Raw genomic sequence first — 15,530 nt, 5'->3', positions numbered from 1 at the left:
AGAGTAGCCGTGTTGCGCGATCCGATAGATACCGAGGGCCGGCCCATTCGCACTTGAGATGCGTCAAGGCGAACATCGCCGCACCGGCGTAGAGATGATTGAACTCAGACTCCTACGCACTCCGGGCTCCGCGCCTCAATCCCGCTATATGGGGCCGACTCGGAGAGCGGCTCCGCCGATCATGATCGGCGTTGCATTGCGGCCACTGCCGCCGGGCCGGTTACGTCCTGGGATCCAAGCGTAGCTTCCCAGCGCGCCGCCTCAGTTCCAGTAAGCGGGACAAATCTCGCTACGTTGAGCCTAATCATTTGCGCAGCACTCGGTTTCTTCCTCATTCTTCCGGCTTGAGGACCCCCCGGTAAGTCTCGCAGCGCAGTCAACGTAGCGCCATGAACCTGCGGAGGCACCGCCAGACCGGAGTGTTTGGAGAACCTTGAAAGCTGCTAACGAGAGGAAGTTGCGTGGCGGTCATGGTGCTCCCGTTTTTCCCGCTCGCTCCGAAGGATGTGCCGGGTGATTTTTCGATCACGCTTGAAGGCGCCTTTTGTAGCGTGGTATGCGGCCATTCCTGGCGTCTCCTTGGATTTGTCTCGCCCAGCGTAAGCCGGAGCTACCAGCACGAGCGTGAGGGCGCAGATCAGTACGCCGAACCAGTTCTTGGACTTCATGGGTTTTCTCCTCCGGAAGCAGAATACCTATCGGCCACTGAGCTCCTGGGGAGTTGAACGACGCAACTCTCCCACCTGGGATGCGGCTACTTGAGTTGCTGAATTGCCCCAAGCGTTCCTGACGTAAGTAGCGAGGTCTGCAATCTGCTGGTCCGAAAGCTTCCAGTCGAAGGCCGGCATCGATACCTGCGTCGGCCGGGCATCAGTCGTCGCCGCGTGCGCACCATTCAGGATCAACCTGATGATAGTGGTCGGGTCCCGGTCCTGTACGGCGCTGCTTCCCTGAAGCCGCGGAAACATAGCCGACACGCCCTGGCCTTCGGCCTGGTGGCATCCCGAACAATTGTCGACATAGAGCGCTCCGCCGGCGGCCATAGCTTTCGGATCTGGCTCAGCAACCTTGTTGTCCTCGGTAGCTGCTGGAATATCCTTGAGGTAAGTCGCCATAGCCTTGAGATCGTCATCGTTCAGCTTCGAGGTCGAGAAGGTGATCACCTCCGACATGGGACCGTAAGCGACGGTTCGGTCGTTCCGGCCTGTCTTGAGAAACGTGACGATCTCGTCGATGCTCCATTGCCCCAACCCCGACCGAACGTCGGCCGTCAAATTCGGGGCGTACCAATCCTGCAGCTTGCCGCCGCGCAAGGCGGACTGCTTCTCTGCGGAGCCCAGAACATTGGTGGGCGTGTGGCAGGCGCCACAATGTCCCAAGCCCTCGACCAGATATGCTCCGCGATTCCATTCGGGCGACTTTTGGTCGTCCGGCTTGAATGTTCCTGCCCGGAAGAACAGTTCGTTCCACCCCCTCATGACGAACCGGTCATTCAGCGGCCAAACAAGATCGTTCGGCGGAAGGGACTTTGATGCCGGCTCAAGCGAGCTCAAGAAGGCGTGGAGCGCATCTGAATCCTCGCGCGTCACCTTGGTGTACCAGGGATATGGGAACGCGGGGTAGAGATAGCTTCCATCCGCAGCAATTCCCTGATGTAGCGCCCCATAGAACTGATCATCGGACCAAGTGCCGATCCCGGTCTTTCGGTCCGGCGTGATGTTCGCCGAGTAGATCGTGCCGAACGGGGTCGGAATCGCGCGGCCGCCCGCAAATGGCTTGCCTCCGGGTGCCGTGTGGCAGGCCTCGCAGTCTCCGGCCGCGGCCAGATAGCGTCCTCTTTCTACTTGGCCGAAGGACAACTGCTCGCAGCGAGCGGGCGAAGCGAAACAAGCAAAGGCGCAGGAAGAAGCAAGCAATACGAGTTTCAGAGCACTGGATGACATCTTCCCGATCTCCTTACGCCTGAACCAACGGGCCGGGATTCTTGAGGTACTGCGTTCTGATGGCCTGCGCGGACCACAGCGCCAGCGCGGCAACAGTACCTGTCGGATTGTAGCCGGGGTTCTGCGGGAAAGTGGACGACCCCATCACAAAAAGATTCGAAACGTCCCAATGTTGCAGGTAGCGGTTGAGAACGCTGTCCCGCGGGTTCGAACCCATGATCGCACCGCCGGTGTTGTGCGTCGTCTGGTATGGCGTGATGTCGTAATGTCCCTTACGGGGATTGCTCCTGATCTCCCGCGGCTTCATGGCCCGGGCGATCTGCTCTGCCTTGCCGGTCAGAAAATCCGACATTCTGTGCTCGTTGTCGGTGTAGTCGAAGGTCATCCGCATCAACGGCCTGCCCAGGAAATCGCGGTATGTCGGGTCGAGATCGAGGTAGTTTCCTCGATGGCTCATGACGGCGCCATGCGTGGCGACGGACATCGACCTGAGGTAGTCCCGGACGACCGCCCTCTTCCATTTGGCGCCCCATTTCGGAGTCCCGTCAGGCACCAAATGGGTCTCGATCGGCCGCCCGTTCGTGTTCCAGCAGGCGATATAGCCGCCTCCTAAAAACCCGAGATTGGAATGATCGAAGTTGTCTCCGTTGAATTCGTCAACGACCATTCCCAGCGCGCCGGCGCCGATGAACGGGTTCAGTATCTTGTCGTCGTAGAATACGTCGACACTGGACACGATCTGGTAGGCGTAGTTCTTGCCGAGCGTACCTGCTCCAGTGCTCGGGTCGTACGGTGTGCCGATCCCCGATAGCAGCAGCAGATGCACGTTGTGCAGAACGAACGCGCTGAGAACGATCAAATCAGCTGGCTGCTCGTACTCTTCACCTTGGGTATCGACATATGTGACGCTGACCGCCCGTTTCCTGTCGCTGTCGAGGTTGATCTTGATGACCTCGCACTCCGTCTTGAGCGCAAAGTTCTTCTTGCGAAGCAGAACCGGCAGAATCGTCGTTTGCGGGCTTGCCTTGGAGTAATTCCCGCAGCCGAACTTCTCGCAGAACCCGCAATAGGTGCATGGGCCGAGTTGCACCCCGAGTGGATTGGTATAAGCGCGAGACATGTTGGCGGAGGGAGCCGGGAACGGCTTTAGGCCGATGTCATTCGCGGCCTGCGCGAAGAGTGTCGGGCCGTACGTCATCTCCATGGGAGGATTGGGATACTCTCTGGTCCGCGGGCCTTCGAACGGGTTTCCGCCGGGCTGGATTTGACCTTTGATGTTTCCGGCTTTGCCCGAGATGCCGCAGAGGTACTCCCATTTGTCGAAGTACGGCTCCAGGTCGTCATACGTGACGCCCCAATCCTGGATAGTCATGTCCTGTGGTATTGCTGCCGCGCCGTAGCGATCCGTGTTGTGGCTCCGGGCGAGGAAATCGCTCGGCAGGAAACGCCAGTTCTGTCCATTCCAATGAATTCCCGCCCCGCCCACGCCCGTCCCTGGGAGAAAGGAGCCGAGTTGGCGCATTGGTAGAGCGGTCTCGCTCCTCGAGTTTCGGAAGCTCAGCGTCTCACGCGCAGGCTCTTGGAAGAGTGCATGGCGATAGTAATAGCGGAGCTCGTCTTGAATGAACGTTGTGGCAAAGTCGGTCGTCGTATCCCGCCAGCCACCGCGCTCAAGTGCCACGACGTTCAGCCCGGCATCACTCAGTTCCTGGCCGAGCAGCGCGCCGGTCCAGCCGAACCCAACGAGGAGCGCATCCACGGGAGGGAGCTTGGTAGCCATCTTGAGGTCTCCCTATCCTTTCGGAGTCCAATGGGGACGGCCATAGAGTGACACCGGCGGTAATGGGTAGCGCTGGCCGTGCTTACTGACGAAGTCACGGTAATCGTATCGCGCGCCCGGAAAGCCGATCATCTTCCAGGCTGCCATATTCTTGTTTCCGCCGTACAAGGGATCTGCGAAGAATCCTTCCTGGGTATTGAGGAGGAGCTGCTTGAAGAATGCCTTCCCGTCGACCTGCTCGAGCTTTGCTTTTCCCTCCTCGAGGTCGCCGAGCACCTTGTCCTGCTGCTCCGCGCCGAGGTCCACGAAAGCCTTTCCACCGAACCCGTTTCGGCAATAGCCATCGACGGCTTTGATCGCGGCTCGATACAATTGGGCTGGCGCCATCCGTGATTGATAGCCCTGAGTTTCCGTGCCCTTTGCCCAAGGGCCACCCATGTACCAGCGTTCGGCTCGCCCGTACGCTCCTGCAAGCTGCCGGTCGATGAAGACCGTGACGCCAAGCTCACGCGCGCCCGGTCCTAGCTCGTCCTTGGGTATCAATCGGGAAACAACCGCATCCACCCAGGCAACTTCGTCTTGGGTGAAAAACTGATAGCCGCCGGTGGCAACTGGCGCCGGGTTGTTGGCTTCGCCCGGCGCCCAGGGGACCTGCTGCGAGATTGTGTCAGCCGTTGCGCTGCCGGAAGAAATTGCCAGGGAGGATCCGGCGACAATTCCCGCAGTGAGTAGCGCGCGGCGGTTGAGGCCAGGACTCGCGGCTCGTTCTGTGTTCGCCATCGCGGGCCCCTTATACCTTCGTGAAGGCTCCAACAACTTACGAGAAGCAATCAACGGCTCGCGAGAACCGCGGGTTCGCACGGTAGCCGGCGGCTTATCGAAGGTTGGTACGGTCCCGCACCATGTGATAAGCTCAAGGTTGGCTCTGCAGCAAGCGTACGAACTCCAACACGTTCTCCGCTTGAGCTGCCTTGAGACGACAGCTCTCCCGTTCTTCGCCGGGAGGCAGATCAGCAGCCTCCCGTTTTGCTCGGTCCGCCAGTTGCTTCAACCGCTCGGGGAGCGAGGAGAGCTGTACGTCAGGACTCCGACGCCGGCGTTTTCTCGGACTCTTTCGGACAGTTCGCCGAGCCAACCGCTGCATGTCGTGTTCCCTCCGAACGAGCACTCCGGCGTCTCGGCCTCTATTTGGAAGTGCCCTGCCGCGGCGAATTCGACCCGGTGGTCCCTTGAGATGAGCTGCCCGACTTGGAATCGGGCGGATTCACATTCATGGCTTCGAAAACCGACATTCCATGCGGGCCGATTGTCATCAGCACCGGATTGCCGTCCTTGCTTTTGGCCTGCACGACGAAGGATTCGGCTACGACCTTGACGTCGGTGAAGCCGGCCTTCTGCAGATCCTGCTGGATCTTTTGCGCCGCGGCAAGATTCTGGTTCGAGTTACCGGAAGGTTGTGATGAGGCCTGAGATCCGTTCGTGGCGTTCTGTGCGGCGGCGGGGGTCGCCAGCGCCATCAGCACGACGGCCGAACCCGCAATGAGCATCCTGTTCATGTGATGACCTTTCCAACTTGGAGGATTTAACATCCATATAGCTAACGGGCGGCCACTACGTTCCGAGACTTAGGGCCGACGCCGAGTAAAGGTCGGTACGTAAGCGAACACAGATGGTAAGGCCTCGCGCTCCCGACCCACGAGGCGGTTTGTACTCTGGCGCACAACTATCCTGAGCGCCTCCCATTCCGGGAGGCAGGGAGCTGCGATCAGACGCAGAGTATGGCTTCTTGTCGAGGGCACCTCTCTTGACGATTTTCGAGGGCCACCGGGTTTCGTCATGGAGCACGCTGCTGCGCGTGGGCCGAAGATAATCGCTTCTAGCAGCATGCCCCAGTGAATTAAGGGTCAGCTGACGTTGATACCCCGGCGGCCTCGGCTAGGCCACTACGGATGCCGCACTCACAGTCGGAGCCTTCACCCGCCGCGGCGCCACGCAGCAAAACTCTGGACGCGTCGATCACAAACACAGTGGCAAAGAACGGATACAAAGTGTCGCCCGTTTTAGCACGCTCGGGAGTTTCGTTTGGTTGGGAGCTGCGCTCTCGCGCAAGACCTATCCCCTAGGGCGGCTGCGCTCCTTTGACGAAGCAGCGCAGTTCTCACGGAAGGGTCGCATATGACGAACTCGAGCATAGCGAGAATGTCGTCCCTGCTACGATTGCAGCAAGGGCTCTCGTAAGTCGCAAGAAGCCTTTGTGCCTCTTCCAAGGCCCCAACCAGCACCTCGATATCGGTTCGGACTTTGATTTCTTGCGATGACATTTCCGTCCCTACGATCTCCTTCGCTCGGCAGCAGCGGCAATGCTGATGTTCCATGTCAATTCCCGATTCTAGACCGCAACAATGATTGCCTGTACGATGGGACGGGTCGAGCGATGCTGGGAGTCGGGCGTCCGTTAGTCCTGTCGGGAAAAACCTGACCCAGAAAACATCGAGGAAGTGCCAGCACGTGGGCGTTTTGCTGTCTCATTTGATACCCACCGGCAAGGAGGCCCCCACCTCAATCTCCCGGCGCGCAGCCCGCCGCCCCTTGATCCTCGTCTTCATCGCGGCAGCGATGCCTCTTGCGCTTTTTGCGGGTTGGGTCGTTTTCCTGAACGCGCAGCAGCAGCGCAGGGGCTCTCAGGCTGCCGCCGTGGAGACGCTCGACAGCGTCGTCAACCGGCTTGCCTCCGAAATCAGTCTCCAGCTCGAGATCGCCGAGACCGTCGCGGCGTCCGCAACACTCGACAAGCCGGACCTTGACGCGTTCTATCGCGAAGCGACGCGTGTCAACGAAGCACGTCCTCTTTGGCAGACGATTCAGCTCGTCGATCCTGATGGGAATCAGGTGCTTGATGTCAGCCGTCCACTCGGAGATGGGATGCGCGCCACCGCCGACCGAGAGAATTTCGAACAGATCCTGAAAACGAGAAAGCCGGCGATCGGCGGAATTGGGCCACGTGGTCCCATCACCGGCAAACGCGTGGTGGCCGTCAGGGCCCCTGTAGAGCGCGATGGGCAATTGAAGTTTGTACTCACGGTGGCCCTGGTGCCTGATGCAATAAGCCAGATTTTGAAGAGCGCAGGAGCCCCGGCCGGCTGGGTCGGTTTCGTGGTCGATGCCAAGGGGAACATCGTCGCCCGCACCTTCGGTGAACAATCCGAACTCGGACAATCTGCCAGCGCTACGGTCCGCCAGGCGATAGCCTCAGCGCCAGAAGGAAGCTACGTCAAAACCACGCCTGCCGGCGAACAAGTCGACTCGATCTACAAAGTCATCCCCGGAACCAGCGGATGGTCGGTCCATTTCGGAATACCGACGCAGGAACTGAATGGTCCCGTCCAGCGCTCAGCCATTTTCCTAGCCGGGGGTGGGGTATTGAGCTTCGTGTTGGCTCTGACTTTGGCCTGGTACACCATACGCGACATTTCGCTTCGCCGGCGCGAGCAAGAAGCGCAGGCAGCATTGGCACTCAGCGCAAGTGAAGAGCGACGGAGGCTGACGATTGATGCCGCAGATCTCGGCGTGTTCAGCTGTGATTTTGCGAGCAGAGAAGCGATCGTGTCGCCCCGCGCCCGAGAGATGCTCCGGATAGACGGTTCGCGCTCCGAAGGAGATACGATCCTTCCGATCGATCGGATACTGAGCTGTATTGATCCCGCCGACCAGCGGAACTTTGAGGCTTCCTTGCTGAGTTGCCGTTCGGGAAACGTGGCGATTGCTGATTTCCGGACCGCTCCCCCTCACAGCCGGTGGCTGCGGGCCAGCGGGCGGCTGTCTCGCATCGATGATAAGAACTTGGACGTCGTGTATGGCGTCATTCTGGATATCGACGAGACCAAGCGAGCCGAGCTGGAGCGACAGCAACTGCTTCGACGTCTTTCCGAAGCGGAAGAAAATGAACGCCGTAGAATCGCAAGAGAGCTTCACGATCAGATCGGCCAGACGGTCACAGGTCTACTTCTCGGTCTGAAGAACCTGGAGCCGCTTCTGGGCACGAGCCCCAAACGCAAGCTCGGATTGGAGAGGCTCAATTGGCTGCAAGGACTCGCGAGAGGAATTGGGCGCGATATCCATCAAATCGCCTCTGACCTGCGCCCGACCGCCCTTGATGACCTGGGACTTTACAAGGCGCTGGAGGCATTCTGCGCGGAGATCCGGCGCCGGTTCGGGATCAGCGTTGATTTTCAGCCTCTGGGCAGAAGAGATCGTCTCGGCCAGGACGTCGAAATCGCGGTTTACCGCGCCGTCCAGGAGGCCGTGAACAACGTGGTCAAACACGCGCAAGCTCGAAACGTCAGCGTGGTCATCGACCGACGCACAACGGAGCTTAGGATCGTCGTCGAAGACGACGGGAACGGCTTCGACTTTCAGGAATTCTCGCAGGGTGAGAGCCGCCACGCAAAATTGGGCCTGTCCGTCATCGAGGAGCGCCTCACGCTGCTCGGTGGATCTTTGGCGATTGAATCTGAACCCGGCCACGGCACCTCTCTTTTCATGAGAATACCGGTGCCAATAGAGGAGATGGGCTATGTGCCCGATCCGGATCACGTTGACTGACGATCATCCGCTTGTTCTGGCCGGAATGAAGGCGTTGCTTCAGGACGTGCATGACATCGAGATCGTCGGGGAAGCAACGGATGGACAGGCCGCCCTAGACATCATTCGCCAGGCCACACCGGACATTGCCATCCTGGACATTTCACTTCCCGGTATCAGTGGCCTCGAAGTTGCTCGCACCTTAGCGACGCAGCTTCCTCAAGTTCGTCTTCTGGCGCTGACCGTGCACGAGGATCACGCCTACGTTCAGCCGATGCTGCAAGCGGGAGCTCGCGGCTATCTGCTGAAGCGCTCTGCGGCCGACGAACTCGAGCGCGCAGTTCGCGCGATCGCTGGCGGTGGTTTGTATCTGGATCCAGCAATAGCGGAGAAAGCACTTCCATCGGCGCAGGGCGCCCACTCGTCTTCCGGCGCTTCCACAGCCGGCGAGCTGACACCGCGCGAGAGTGAGGTCCTCAGATTCATCGCACAAGGATTCAGCAACAAGGAAATTGCCACTCAGCTAAGCATCAGCATCAAGACCGTCGAAACTTACAAGGCCAGGGCGGTCGAAAAGCTCGGACTGTTCACGCGTGCCGACATAGTGCGCTACGGCGTGGCCCTTGGCTGGTTGAGCCATTCGGGAAAGAGTGCGGATCAAGTTTGACCGGGAAGTAGGTGGGCCAAACGGCCGTGCGTACGTGCGGACGTCAGGATTATCCCGACAAGCCCCGCTCATCTCCTGACTGACCGATGGGACGCCGTCCACTATCTTGCGTGAAGCGGACGAGAGAACCAACGCGGATCGCCGGCCACGTTCTTTCCGGCTTCTGCGCTCCGCACCTTGTTGGATCGGATCAGGTTTGTGTGGAGGCACACATGAGAAATGTACTTTTTCGAGGACGTGCCGGTCGCCAGCTCTTTGCACAGTATGAGAAACTGCCCGGGCTCGCTACCCGAACGAGCTCGCGGCTAGATGCCCGCACGGCGAGAACCGCTGGCATTTGCCTCGCTTGCATCTATCTCACCTGCCTTCTGTTCTCGGCATACGCGATTGCTTGACGGCAATAGGCGTGTGGCAACCGACACCGAGGAATGACGAAGTCAGATTCGTCGCCCCGATCCTTTGCAGGAACTCGCTCGATCATGGATACAGTCGCGGTGCTCCTGGTGCTCGGTATGTTGTTCACGGCTCTTTGTATCGCGGCGCTGGAGATCGCGGCACGTCGATTTTCCCGGACTCTTGAGCGTCAGCTTCCGATGTAACGTGCGGCGCACCCATCTCACTGCGCAAAGATTGCTCTTATGCAAGGTGAGGGCCGCCCCGATCGACGGCCCTCCAAGTTTGCGTTTATCGGCAGACACGCACGTGCTTGACGATACGCCGACCATGATAGCCGCGGGTGACTACGGTCCGCACGGTGCAGACCCTCCGATGATGATGATAGTGATAGCCAGCCTGCATCGTCTCGGATGTTGCCGCGGCGCCGACCGGTGGCGCCATCATCGCATTGGCAGGAACCAAGAACTGAGTGCCCGCAAGCATAGCAGCGGCCGCAAATCCATAGGCGATTTTCTTCATAGTTTTTCCTTGTCGTACGCCCCCTCCGCACTTCTAGGTCGGTCCAATGAATGCGGAGTGAACGACGATACTGACAATCGTCGTCGCGATCTTTCGCCGCAGATGCAGAATCGACGGCTGACTCGGTCGCGGAGACGGGTTGGGATTGAGGCGCATCCTAGTCCGCTTACATGTCCCGCAGGAACTGCCGAAGTTGCTTTTGATTATTAACGTTTCAAAAGTCGCCATCTCGAACGCACTGCCTTCAATGAGTAGAGCGAACAGCGGCCTTAATGGAAGGGAGTGAACAGGCACTCTCGCCAGAGCACAAGGGAGCCTGTCGTGCTTTCGCTGATGGATATCGCTGCCGTTCTGCTTACATTGTGTGCCGTCTTCGGCTGGCTCAATCACAAGTTCCTGCCGCTCTCCCGCAGCGTAGGTCTTCTCGTGATGAGCGTCCTGACGTCACTGCTCCTGATCGGCTTGGATGCGGCGTTTCCGACGATTCAACTACTAGACCAGCTTGCCAATGGGCTCCGGCAGATCGACTTTGCCGAAGTCGTGGTGAATGGGATGCTTGCATTTCTGCTGTTCGCCGGCGCGTTGCACGTAGATCTGGACACACTCAGAAGCCGCGCCATTCCGGTATTTATTCTGGCCGTCCTAGGCACCTCAATCTCAACCGTCCTCGTAGGCCTGATGTTCTGGTTCATCTGCGGCCTTTTGAACCTACCCGTATCGTTGGCTTGGGCATTCGTGTTCGGCGCACTGATCAGCCCGACTGACCCCGTTGCCATCCTGAGTACGCTTCGCAACACCAAAGTGCCCAAAGAACTGCAGATCGAGACGGAAGGCGAGGCATTGTTCAACGACGGCGTCGGGATTGTTCTGTTCACGATCATGCTTCGCTTTGCGCGCACCGGAGACGGCGGTCAGGTTTCGGCCGCCGATGTCGCTGAGTTACTCGTTCGCGAAGCTGGTGGAGGAATAATGTTGGGCTTGTTGACTGGCTATGTTGCGTATCGCGCGATGCGGCTCATCGACGACTACGCCATCGAGGTGCTGATCTCGCTTGCCCTCGTCACTGGAACCTACGCACTTGCGCTGCATCTGCACGTCAGTGGCCCGCTCTCCATGGTCGCCGCGGGCCTACTCATCGGCGACCGAGGACCTCGATACGCAATGAGCGAGCGGACACAAGGATATCTGTTCGCGCTCTGGACTCTCGTCGACGAAATTCTCAACTCGGTCCTTTTTCTGCTCATCGGGCTCGAGACGTTGATACTGCGCTTCGATCCTCGCAGCCTCGGTCTGGCAGCAGCGACGGTGCCAATCGTTCTCTTCGCCCGCTTTGTTTCTGTTTCGGTTCAACCATTTCTGTTCGGATGGACTCGGCTGCTCTCCTTGCGCAACGCGCCTTTTCTCACCTGGGCCGGCGTCCGAGGCGGAATTTCAGTTGCACTCGCCCTGTCCATGCCGGATAACCCGGCCAAGGCCGCAATGCTCGCCTCAACCTATGGGGTGGTCCTGTTCAGCATCATCATCCAAGGCTCGACTCTAGGCTGGGTGGCAAAGCGGACGGTCGGACAATAAGTCTCGTCTCGAACTGTCGTTAAAGCGCGGGGCTAGACGCGCTCGCTCTACCCGGTTCAATCCTCGCAGCTGTCGATGCCAGCATCTGCGACCGCGCGTTTGGTTAGGACGCCGACTATATCGTTCAGGCGGGGCGAGGCAGAGCGGACCGCCATTGCCGCGCCGGCCCGATGGCGCTTCACCTGAAAACGGCGTGGCGACCTCGCGGCCGCGAAGTTGATGGAGAGCTCCGTGGCTACGCTTAAGCTCTGGTTTCTCGGACAACTGTCGACATGCTGATCGTGCGGCCTGCTCCTGGATGGGTCCTCCTCATCGGCTTGCCCCTGCCACTATCTGCGGCCCTGCTGAACTTGCATCGGGGCACTTGCAGGCGCGCAGCGCCGGCGATCCTTGTGGCTCTGGCACAGTCTCCAGCCCTTGCCGCTTGGATCGCTCTCTTGCTTTGACGATCTAGCTGTTGGATGAAAATGTCATCGCACGATGGATTCAGAAACCAACGGTCTCGCTGCCGCCCGCACTTAGGATACTCTCCCAAACCGGTTTGAGCACTCTCTTGATTGGGTTGATCGTTGCCGGGCCATGATCGGTGTCCTCTCAGTTGGTACGGTGTCGTACACTCGCGACTCTGGCCGGGCACTCGGCGCGACAAAGTGTCCTAAACTCTTGACGCGAGAAACCAAGATAGCAGGCTCAAGTTGAGACCGCATTCTGAAGCTACAGGAGCCACAGATGCGGAGATTTACAATTGCGCTTTCTCTCACCGGCCTCGTCGCGATTTCTCCGGTGGGCAGTAGCCAGGCTGCACCCTTGACCGCGCTCTCGGCTGCCGCGAGCCCGACGCAGCACACGTCCACAGTGCAGGATAATCTCACGCAGATTCGCTGGCGTGGCGGCTGGGGGATCGGCGCGGGACTACTTGCAGGAGCGTTGATAGGCTCCGCCATCGCGGCTCCCTACTATTATGAACCGCCGTACTACGGCTTCCGGTACAAGTACAGTTACGGTGGGTATTATCCAGCATACGCCTATACGCCTTACTGGGGAGGCTATGGTTGGGGACCGCGACCGTACGCTTGGGGGCCTCGGCCTTGGCGCTATAGCTACGGCTGGTCCGCGCCGCGGCCGTGGGGATATACCGTCCGGCACGCACACGCTTGGCGTCATAGCTACGGTTGGGCGCCAAGGTACCACCGGCATCATCATCATCACGGGGTCATCCGCGCGTATCATCGTTGGTGATGCACCGCGCTTCTACCGAAGTGCCCGCACATTCACTCATCAGAGGAACGCGCCGGACAGGCACTTTGCTGGGAAGCTACTGTACGGCTAAATTTGCCTGTTGCTGGCACGCGCTCATCCGCGCTGCAATGGTCGCTGCGCTCTCGTGTTTGGTACTAATCATCCCGATCCGCGTCGTGGGTCAGGGCGCCCTGTGACGCCACCCTACCCGCAACGCAACGATGCGGATCTGGCGTGCTAAGAAGCAGGCGGGGCCCCTGGGCGAGCATCTGCCGAGATCCGCAAAGTTGGCATTCCAACGACGTCGTAGGTCGCAGAAGCCACGGAAATTCCTTCGCCATCGAGGCCCGACAAGATGTCCCGGCTGATCGCGTCCTTCAGCTCGCGAACACCGTGGATTGGAGCGAGAAAGCGAAGCGTCAACTCGAGCCAATTGTCGGTCAATCGCCAGTAAACGCGGGGATCAAAATCCGACATTGTGTGACCGTAGACGCGCTTCATTTCGTCCGAGAACTCTTCGGCCGTCGACTTAAAACCCGCGGTATGCGCCCGCGCGGCGTCGACCAGCAACTCCTCGACCCTTGATCGGTCATCCTGGTACCGTACCGGTATCTTAATCTCATCCCATATAAACGGGAATTCTCTGGTGTAGTTGTAGACCGGCTCGTCGAACACCTTGCTGTTCGACACAGTCACGATGCGTCCCGTATATTGACGGCTTCTAATCCACATTGCAGGCGAATCCGACTGAACGGGTGGAGGTTGCCCCATCTCAAGAATGGTAGTCTGCATGAAACTCAGCGCGATCACGTCTCCGCGGACGCCTCCCATCCATCACGATGCGATCACCGAGGTTGAATGTTCGGCCCCTTAGGATCACGAAGTATCCTGCCGTTGCTGTGATGACCTTCTGCAAAGCAAAAGCGAGCCCCGCCGACAGAAGGCCAGCGGCGGTACCGAGCCGCGCTGGATCATCAAACCAGATCGAGAGCACACCGAGGACGAGGGTCACAGCGAGCAGAAGGTTTATCGCCTGCCGCACCCAAAACAGGACTCTGTGCCAACTGACCAGTCTTTGCCCGGCGCGACGACTCTGCGCAGCCCCACCCGAGCGCAAGCACGCATCCTACGAGGCCGATCGTCAAGAGAAGCTTATGTGCGTTTTCGGGCGTCGCGCCGATCAGAGGGACACCGAAAAGCTTGAACCCGGGTGCGTGTGAGGGTTCCACCTCTGCTCTCATGCTGAATCAAAGATGCTGTGACGACGCCGCGGAGGCCACGGGGTTCCACTCGCCGCCACGCAACGATGCCGAGAAGACCGCTTCCCTGGCTCAGGCGGTGGCTCCGGCCACCCTATCCGTCCGGGACGTTCGCGCCCGAGGACCTGGACGCCTTCCTGGTCCGCCTGCTCGATGGCGCCATGCCCGTCGCGGCCGCCGGGCCCACCCAGGCTGTCCCGAGCGCCGCAGGCTGGCCTGCTGCGGCTCGGTCGACGTCACGCGGGCGGTCCTCGACAGCCGCCCGACGCGGATGGCCGGGTTCGCCTGCCAGCGCGGCTACATGGCCCTTCTTGCCGACCTGGAGGAGGTCCGTCCTCGTCCGCGGCGCCGACATCGGCGGCTCACCACCGAGAGGTGGGCAGACAGGCTGCGCGTCGCCGACAAGGTCACCCGCAAGCTGATCGCAGGCGGTCACCTGCGCGCCGTCACCGTGATCAACCCCGTGAGCCGCTGCCCGGTCACGATCGTCCCGACGGAGGATATCGAGCGGTTCAACGCCGAATTCGTCACCTGTTCGCGCTCGCTCGCCAGCAAGGCCGGCATCACATGGCGTCAAGAAGGAGCTCGAGGCCGCCGGCGTGAAGCCAGCGATGGATCCGGAGGAGACCGGGGCAACAATCTACCGCCGCCGTGATCACGAGTTCTGAAACTCCTTCATGTCGAGGCGCAGACCGGCTTTGTTTGCTTGATCTGCCGTGACGTAAGGCAGGCCGTAATAGCTTAGTGTCGGGCTCCAGTGCCCCGTCTGGCCCGGGTACGGGAAGGCATAGGTGCCTCCACCGGCAGACGCTTCCCGAGATATTACAATTGCCGCAAGCTTTCCGGCCCTATCGAATACTAAATCGGAGACATAGCCGTAACCCTGGCCTGCCTGCAAACGCGCGTAGTCTCCAATTATTTTCGAGATCGAGAACTCGTGTGACTCTTCTTGCGCCCGACCGGGATCAAAAAAGAGCCCATATTCTCGGGACCTCAAGTCGGAGAAGTCCGCCACGATAGCGCCTTCATGAAGCGGCCGTAGTACCCGCTTGAACGGAATTCGAGAGATGAACTCCGGTTCGTCTTTGGTTCTAAATCCCTCAACGACCAAGGAAACGATCTGCCCGTCGTCTGCAACAATCACGTTTCGGACGCTCCCCAAATATTCACCTTTCAGCGAAAACACCGCACTCCCGAGCAAGCGGGAGGCACGGTAGCCGCTATAAACCGTGTTTGCGAACTGCTGGGATTGGGCCGGCTGTTCCATCCCAACCGGCTTCGCCGTCTCGGCTCGTCCGATACCGGAAAGAGCTGAGTTTGCAATTGCACCAAGAAGAAGTGCGAGGGCGATCCTGCTCTTACCACGCATTCCAATACTCCTGCGACCTGAGATGCGACCGTTGCTCCTTACTCACAATCGCTTGCGGCGCTTCTAGTTCTACGCATCACCCAACAGATGGTCCGCTGCCGTGCCAAGCACAGGGAGCCCGCGTCCAACGATGAGCCCTCCCTGGAAAGCGCAGATGCGCCCACGAGCCAGCGAAGCGTTCAGCATGCTTTCGCTCACGATCCGT

At 59.6% G+C, this 15,530-nt stretch carries 12 protein-coding genes; 4 read left to right on the top strand and 8 right to left on the bottom strand.

Annotated elements, in window-relative coordinates:
- Nucleotides 1-443 precede the first annotated feature (443 nt).
- From ACFQX9_RS28375 to ACFQX9_RS28355, 5 genes are all read right to left on the bottom strand, one after another.
- On the bottom strand, nt 444-668 hold the full coding sequence (locus ACFQX9_RS28375; protein WP_204512631.1) for a hypothetical protein: 225 nt from the start codon (nt 666-668) through the stop codon (nt 444-446).
- A gap of 27 nt (nt 669-695) precedes the next feature.
- Nucleotides 696-1,943, bottom strand: a complete 1,248-nt coding sequence (locus ACFQX9_RS28370) for a cytochrome c (protein ID WP_204512632.1) — start codon at nt 1,941-1,943, stop codon at nt 696-698.
- Nucleotides 1,944-1,956: 13 nt separating this feature from the next.
- The gene (locus tag ACFQX9_RS28365) at nt 1,957-3,723 is read right to left on the bottom strand and encodes a GMC family oxidoreductase (protein ID WP_377791178.1); all 1,767 of its coding nucleotides are present in this window, start codon (nt 3,721-3,723) and stop codon (nt 1,957-1,959) included.
- 12 nt (nt 3,724-3,735) lie between these two features.
- Complete coding sequence (locus ACFQX9_RS28360) at nt 3,736-4,503, bottom strand: gluconate 2-dehydrogenase subunit 3 family protein (RefSeq protein ID WP_204512634.1); 768 nt, start codon at nt 4,501-4,503, stop codon at nt 3,736-3,738.
- Nucleotides 4,504-4,907: 404 nt separating this feature from the next.
- Entirely contained in the window at nt 4,908-5,246 is a 339-nt protein-coding gene (locus ACFQX9_RS28355; RefSeq protein ID WP_204512635.1) for a hypothetical protein, read from the bottom strand.
- Between the two features lie 985 nt (nt 5,247-6,231).
- Here ACFQX9_RS28355 and ACFQX9_RS28350 point away from each other — a divergent pair.
- The gene (locus tag ACFQX9_RS28350; protein ID WP_204512636.1) at nt 6,232-8,325 is read left to right on the top strand and encodes an ATP-binding protein; all 2,094 of its coding nucleotides are present in this window, start codon (nt 6,232-6,234) and stop codon (nt 8,323-8,325) included.
- Nucleotides 8,297-8,971, top strand: a complete 675-nt coding sequence (locus ACFQX9_RS28345; RefSeq protein ID WP_085402319.1) for a response regulator transcription factor — start codon at nt 8,297-8,299, stop codon at nt 8,969-8,971. The genes ACFQX9_RS28350 and ACFQX9_RS28345 overlap by 29 nt, the downstream gene beginning before the upstream one ends.
- Nucleotides 8,972-9,655: 684 nt before the next feature.
- Here the strand turns inward: ACFQX9_RS28345 and ACFQX9_RS28340 are convergent.
- Entirely contained in the window at nt 9,656-9,886 is a 231-nt protein-coding gene (locus ACFQX9_RS28340; RefSeq protein ID WP_204514109.1) for a hypothetical protein, read from the bottom strand.
- A 321-nt stretch (nt 9,887-10,207) separates the two neighbouring features.
- Here ACFQX9_RS28340 and ACFQX9_RS28335 point away from each other — a divergent pair, with 321 nt between their 5' ends.
- On the top strand, nt 10,208-11,458 hold the full coding sequence (locus ACFQX9_RS28335) for a cation:proton antiporter (RefSeq protein WP_377791177.1): 1,251 nt from the start codon (nt 10,208-10,210) through the stop codon (nt 11,456-11,458).
- A 1,476-nt stretch (nt 11,459-12,934) separates the two neighbouring features.
- On the opposite strand, the gene ACFQX9_RS28330 is transcribed toward ACFQX9_RS28335, so the two are convergent.
- On the bottom strand, nt 12,935-13,507 hold the full coding sequence (locus tag ACFQX9_RS28330; protein WP_268738924.1) for a mechanosensitive ion channel family protein: 573 nt from the start codon (nt 13,505-13,507) through the stop codon (nt 12,935-12,937).
- A gap of 720 nt (nt 13,508-14,227) precedes the next feature.
- On the opposite strand from ACFQX9_RS28330, the gene ACFQX9_RS28325 reads away from it, so the two are divergent.
- On the top strand, nt 14,228-14,611 hold the full coding sequence (locus tag ACFQX9_RS28325) for a hypothetical protein (protein WP_377791176.1): 384 nt from the start codon (nt 14,228-14,230) through the stop codon (nt 14,609-14,611).
- On the opposite strand, the gene ACFQX9_RS28320 is transcribed toward ACFQX9_RS28325, so the two are convergent.
- On the bottom strand, nt 14,612-15,325 hold the full coding sequence (locus ACFQX9_RS28320; RefSeq protein ID WP_204512639.1) for a PRC-barrel domain-containing protein: 714 nt from the start codon (nt 15,323-15,325) through the stop codon (nt 14,612-14,614).
- Nucleotides 15,326-15,530 lie beyond the last annotated feature (205 nt).

The sequence above is a fragment of the Bradyrhizobium sp. GCM10028915 genome (genome assembly GCF_042666195.1).
Lineage (GTDB): Bacteria > Pseudomonadota > Alphaproteobacteria > Rhizobiales > Xanthobacteraceae > Bradyrhizobium > Bradyrhizobium canariense_D.
The sequence above is the reverse complement of the archived record's forward strand: the minus strand, read 5'-3'. Positions and strand labels throughout refer to the sequence as shown.

Excerpts from the sequence above, each read along its gene's own strand:
- ACFQX9_RS28375 (WP_204512631.1), bottom strand. The coding sequence starts at position 668 with ATGAAGTCCAAGAACTGGTTCGGCGTACTGATCTGCGCCCTCACGCTC.
- ACFQX9_RS28370 (WP_204512632.1), bottom strand. The coding sequence starts at position 1,943 with ATGTCATCCAGTGCTCTGAAACTCGTATTGCTTGCTTCTTCCTGCGCC.
- ACFQX9_RS28365 (WP_377791178.1), bottom strand. The coding sequence starts at position 3,723 with ATGGCTACCAAGCTCCCTCCCGTGGATGCGCTCCTCGTTGGGTTCGGC.
- ACFQX9_RS28360 (WP_204512634.1), bottom strand. The coding sequence starts at position 4,503 with ATGGCGAACACAGAACGAGCCGCGAGTCCTGGCCTCAACCGCCGCGCG.
- ACFQX9_RS28345 (WP_085402319.1), top strand. The coding sequence starts at position 8,297 with ATGTGCCCGATCCGGATCACGTTGACTGACGATCATCCGCTTGTTCTG.
- ACFQX9_RS28340 (WP_204514109.1), bottom strand. The coding sequence starts at position 9,886 with ATGAAGAAAATCGCCTATGGATTTGCGGCCGCTGCTATGCTTGCGGGC.
- ACFQX9_RS28325 (WP_377791176.1), top strand. The coding sequence starts at position 14,228 with ATGGCCGGGTTCGCCTGCCAGCGCGGCTACATGGCCCTTCTTGCCGAC.
- ACFQX9_RS28320 (WP_204512639.1), bottom strand. The coding sequence starts at position 15,325 with ATGCGTGGTAAGAGCAGGATCGCCCTCGCACTTCTTCTTGGTGCAATT.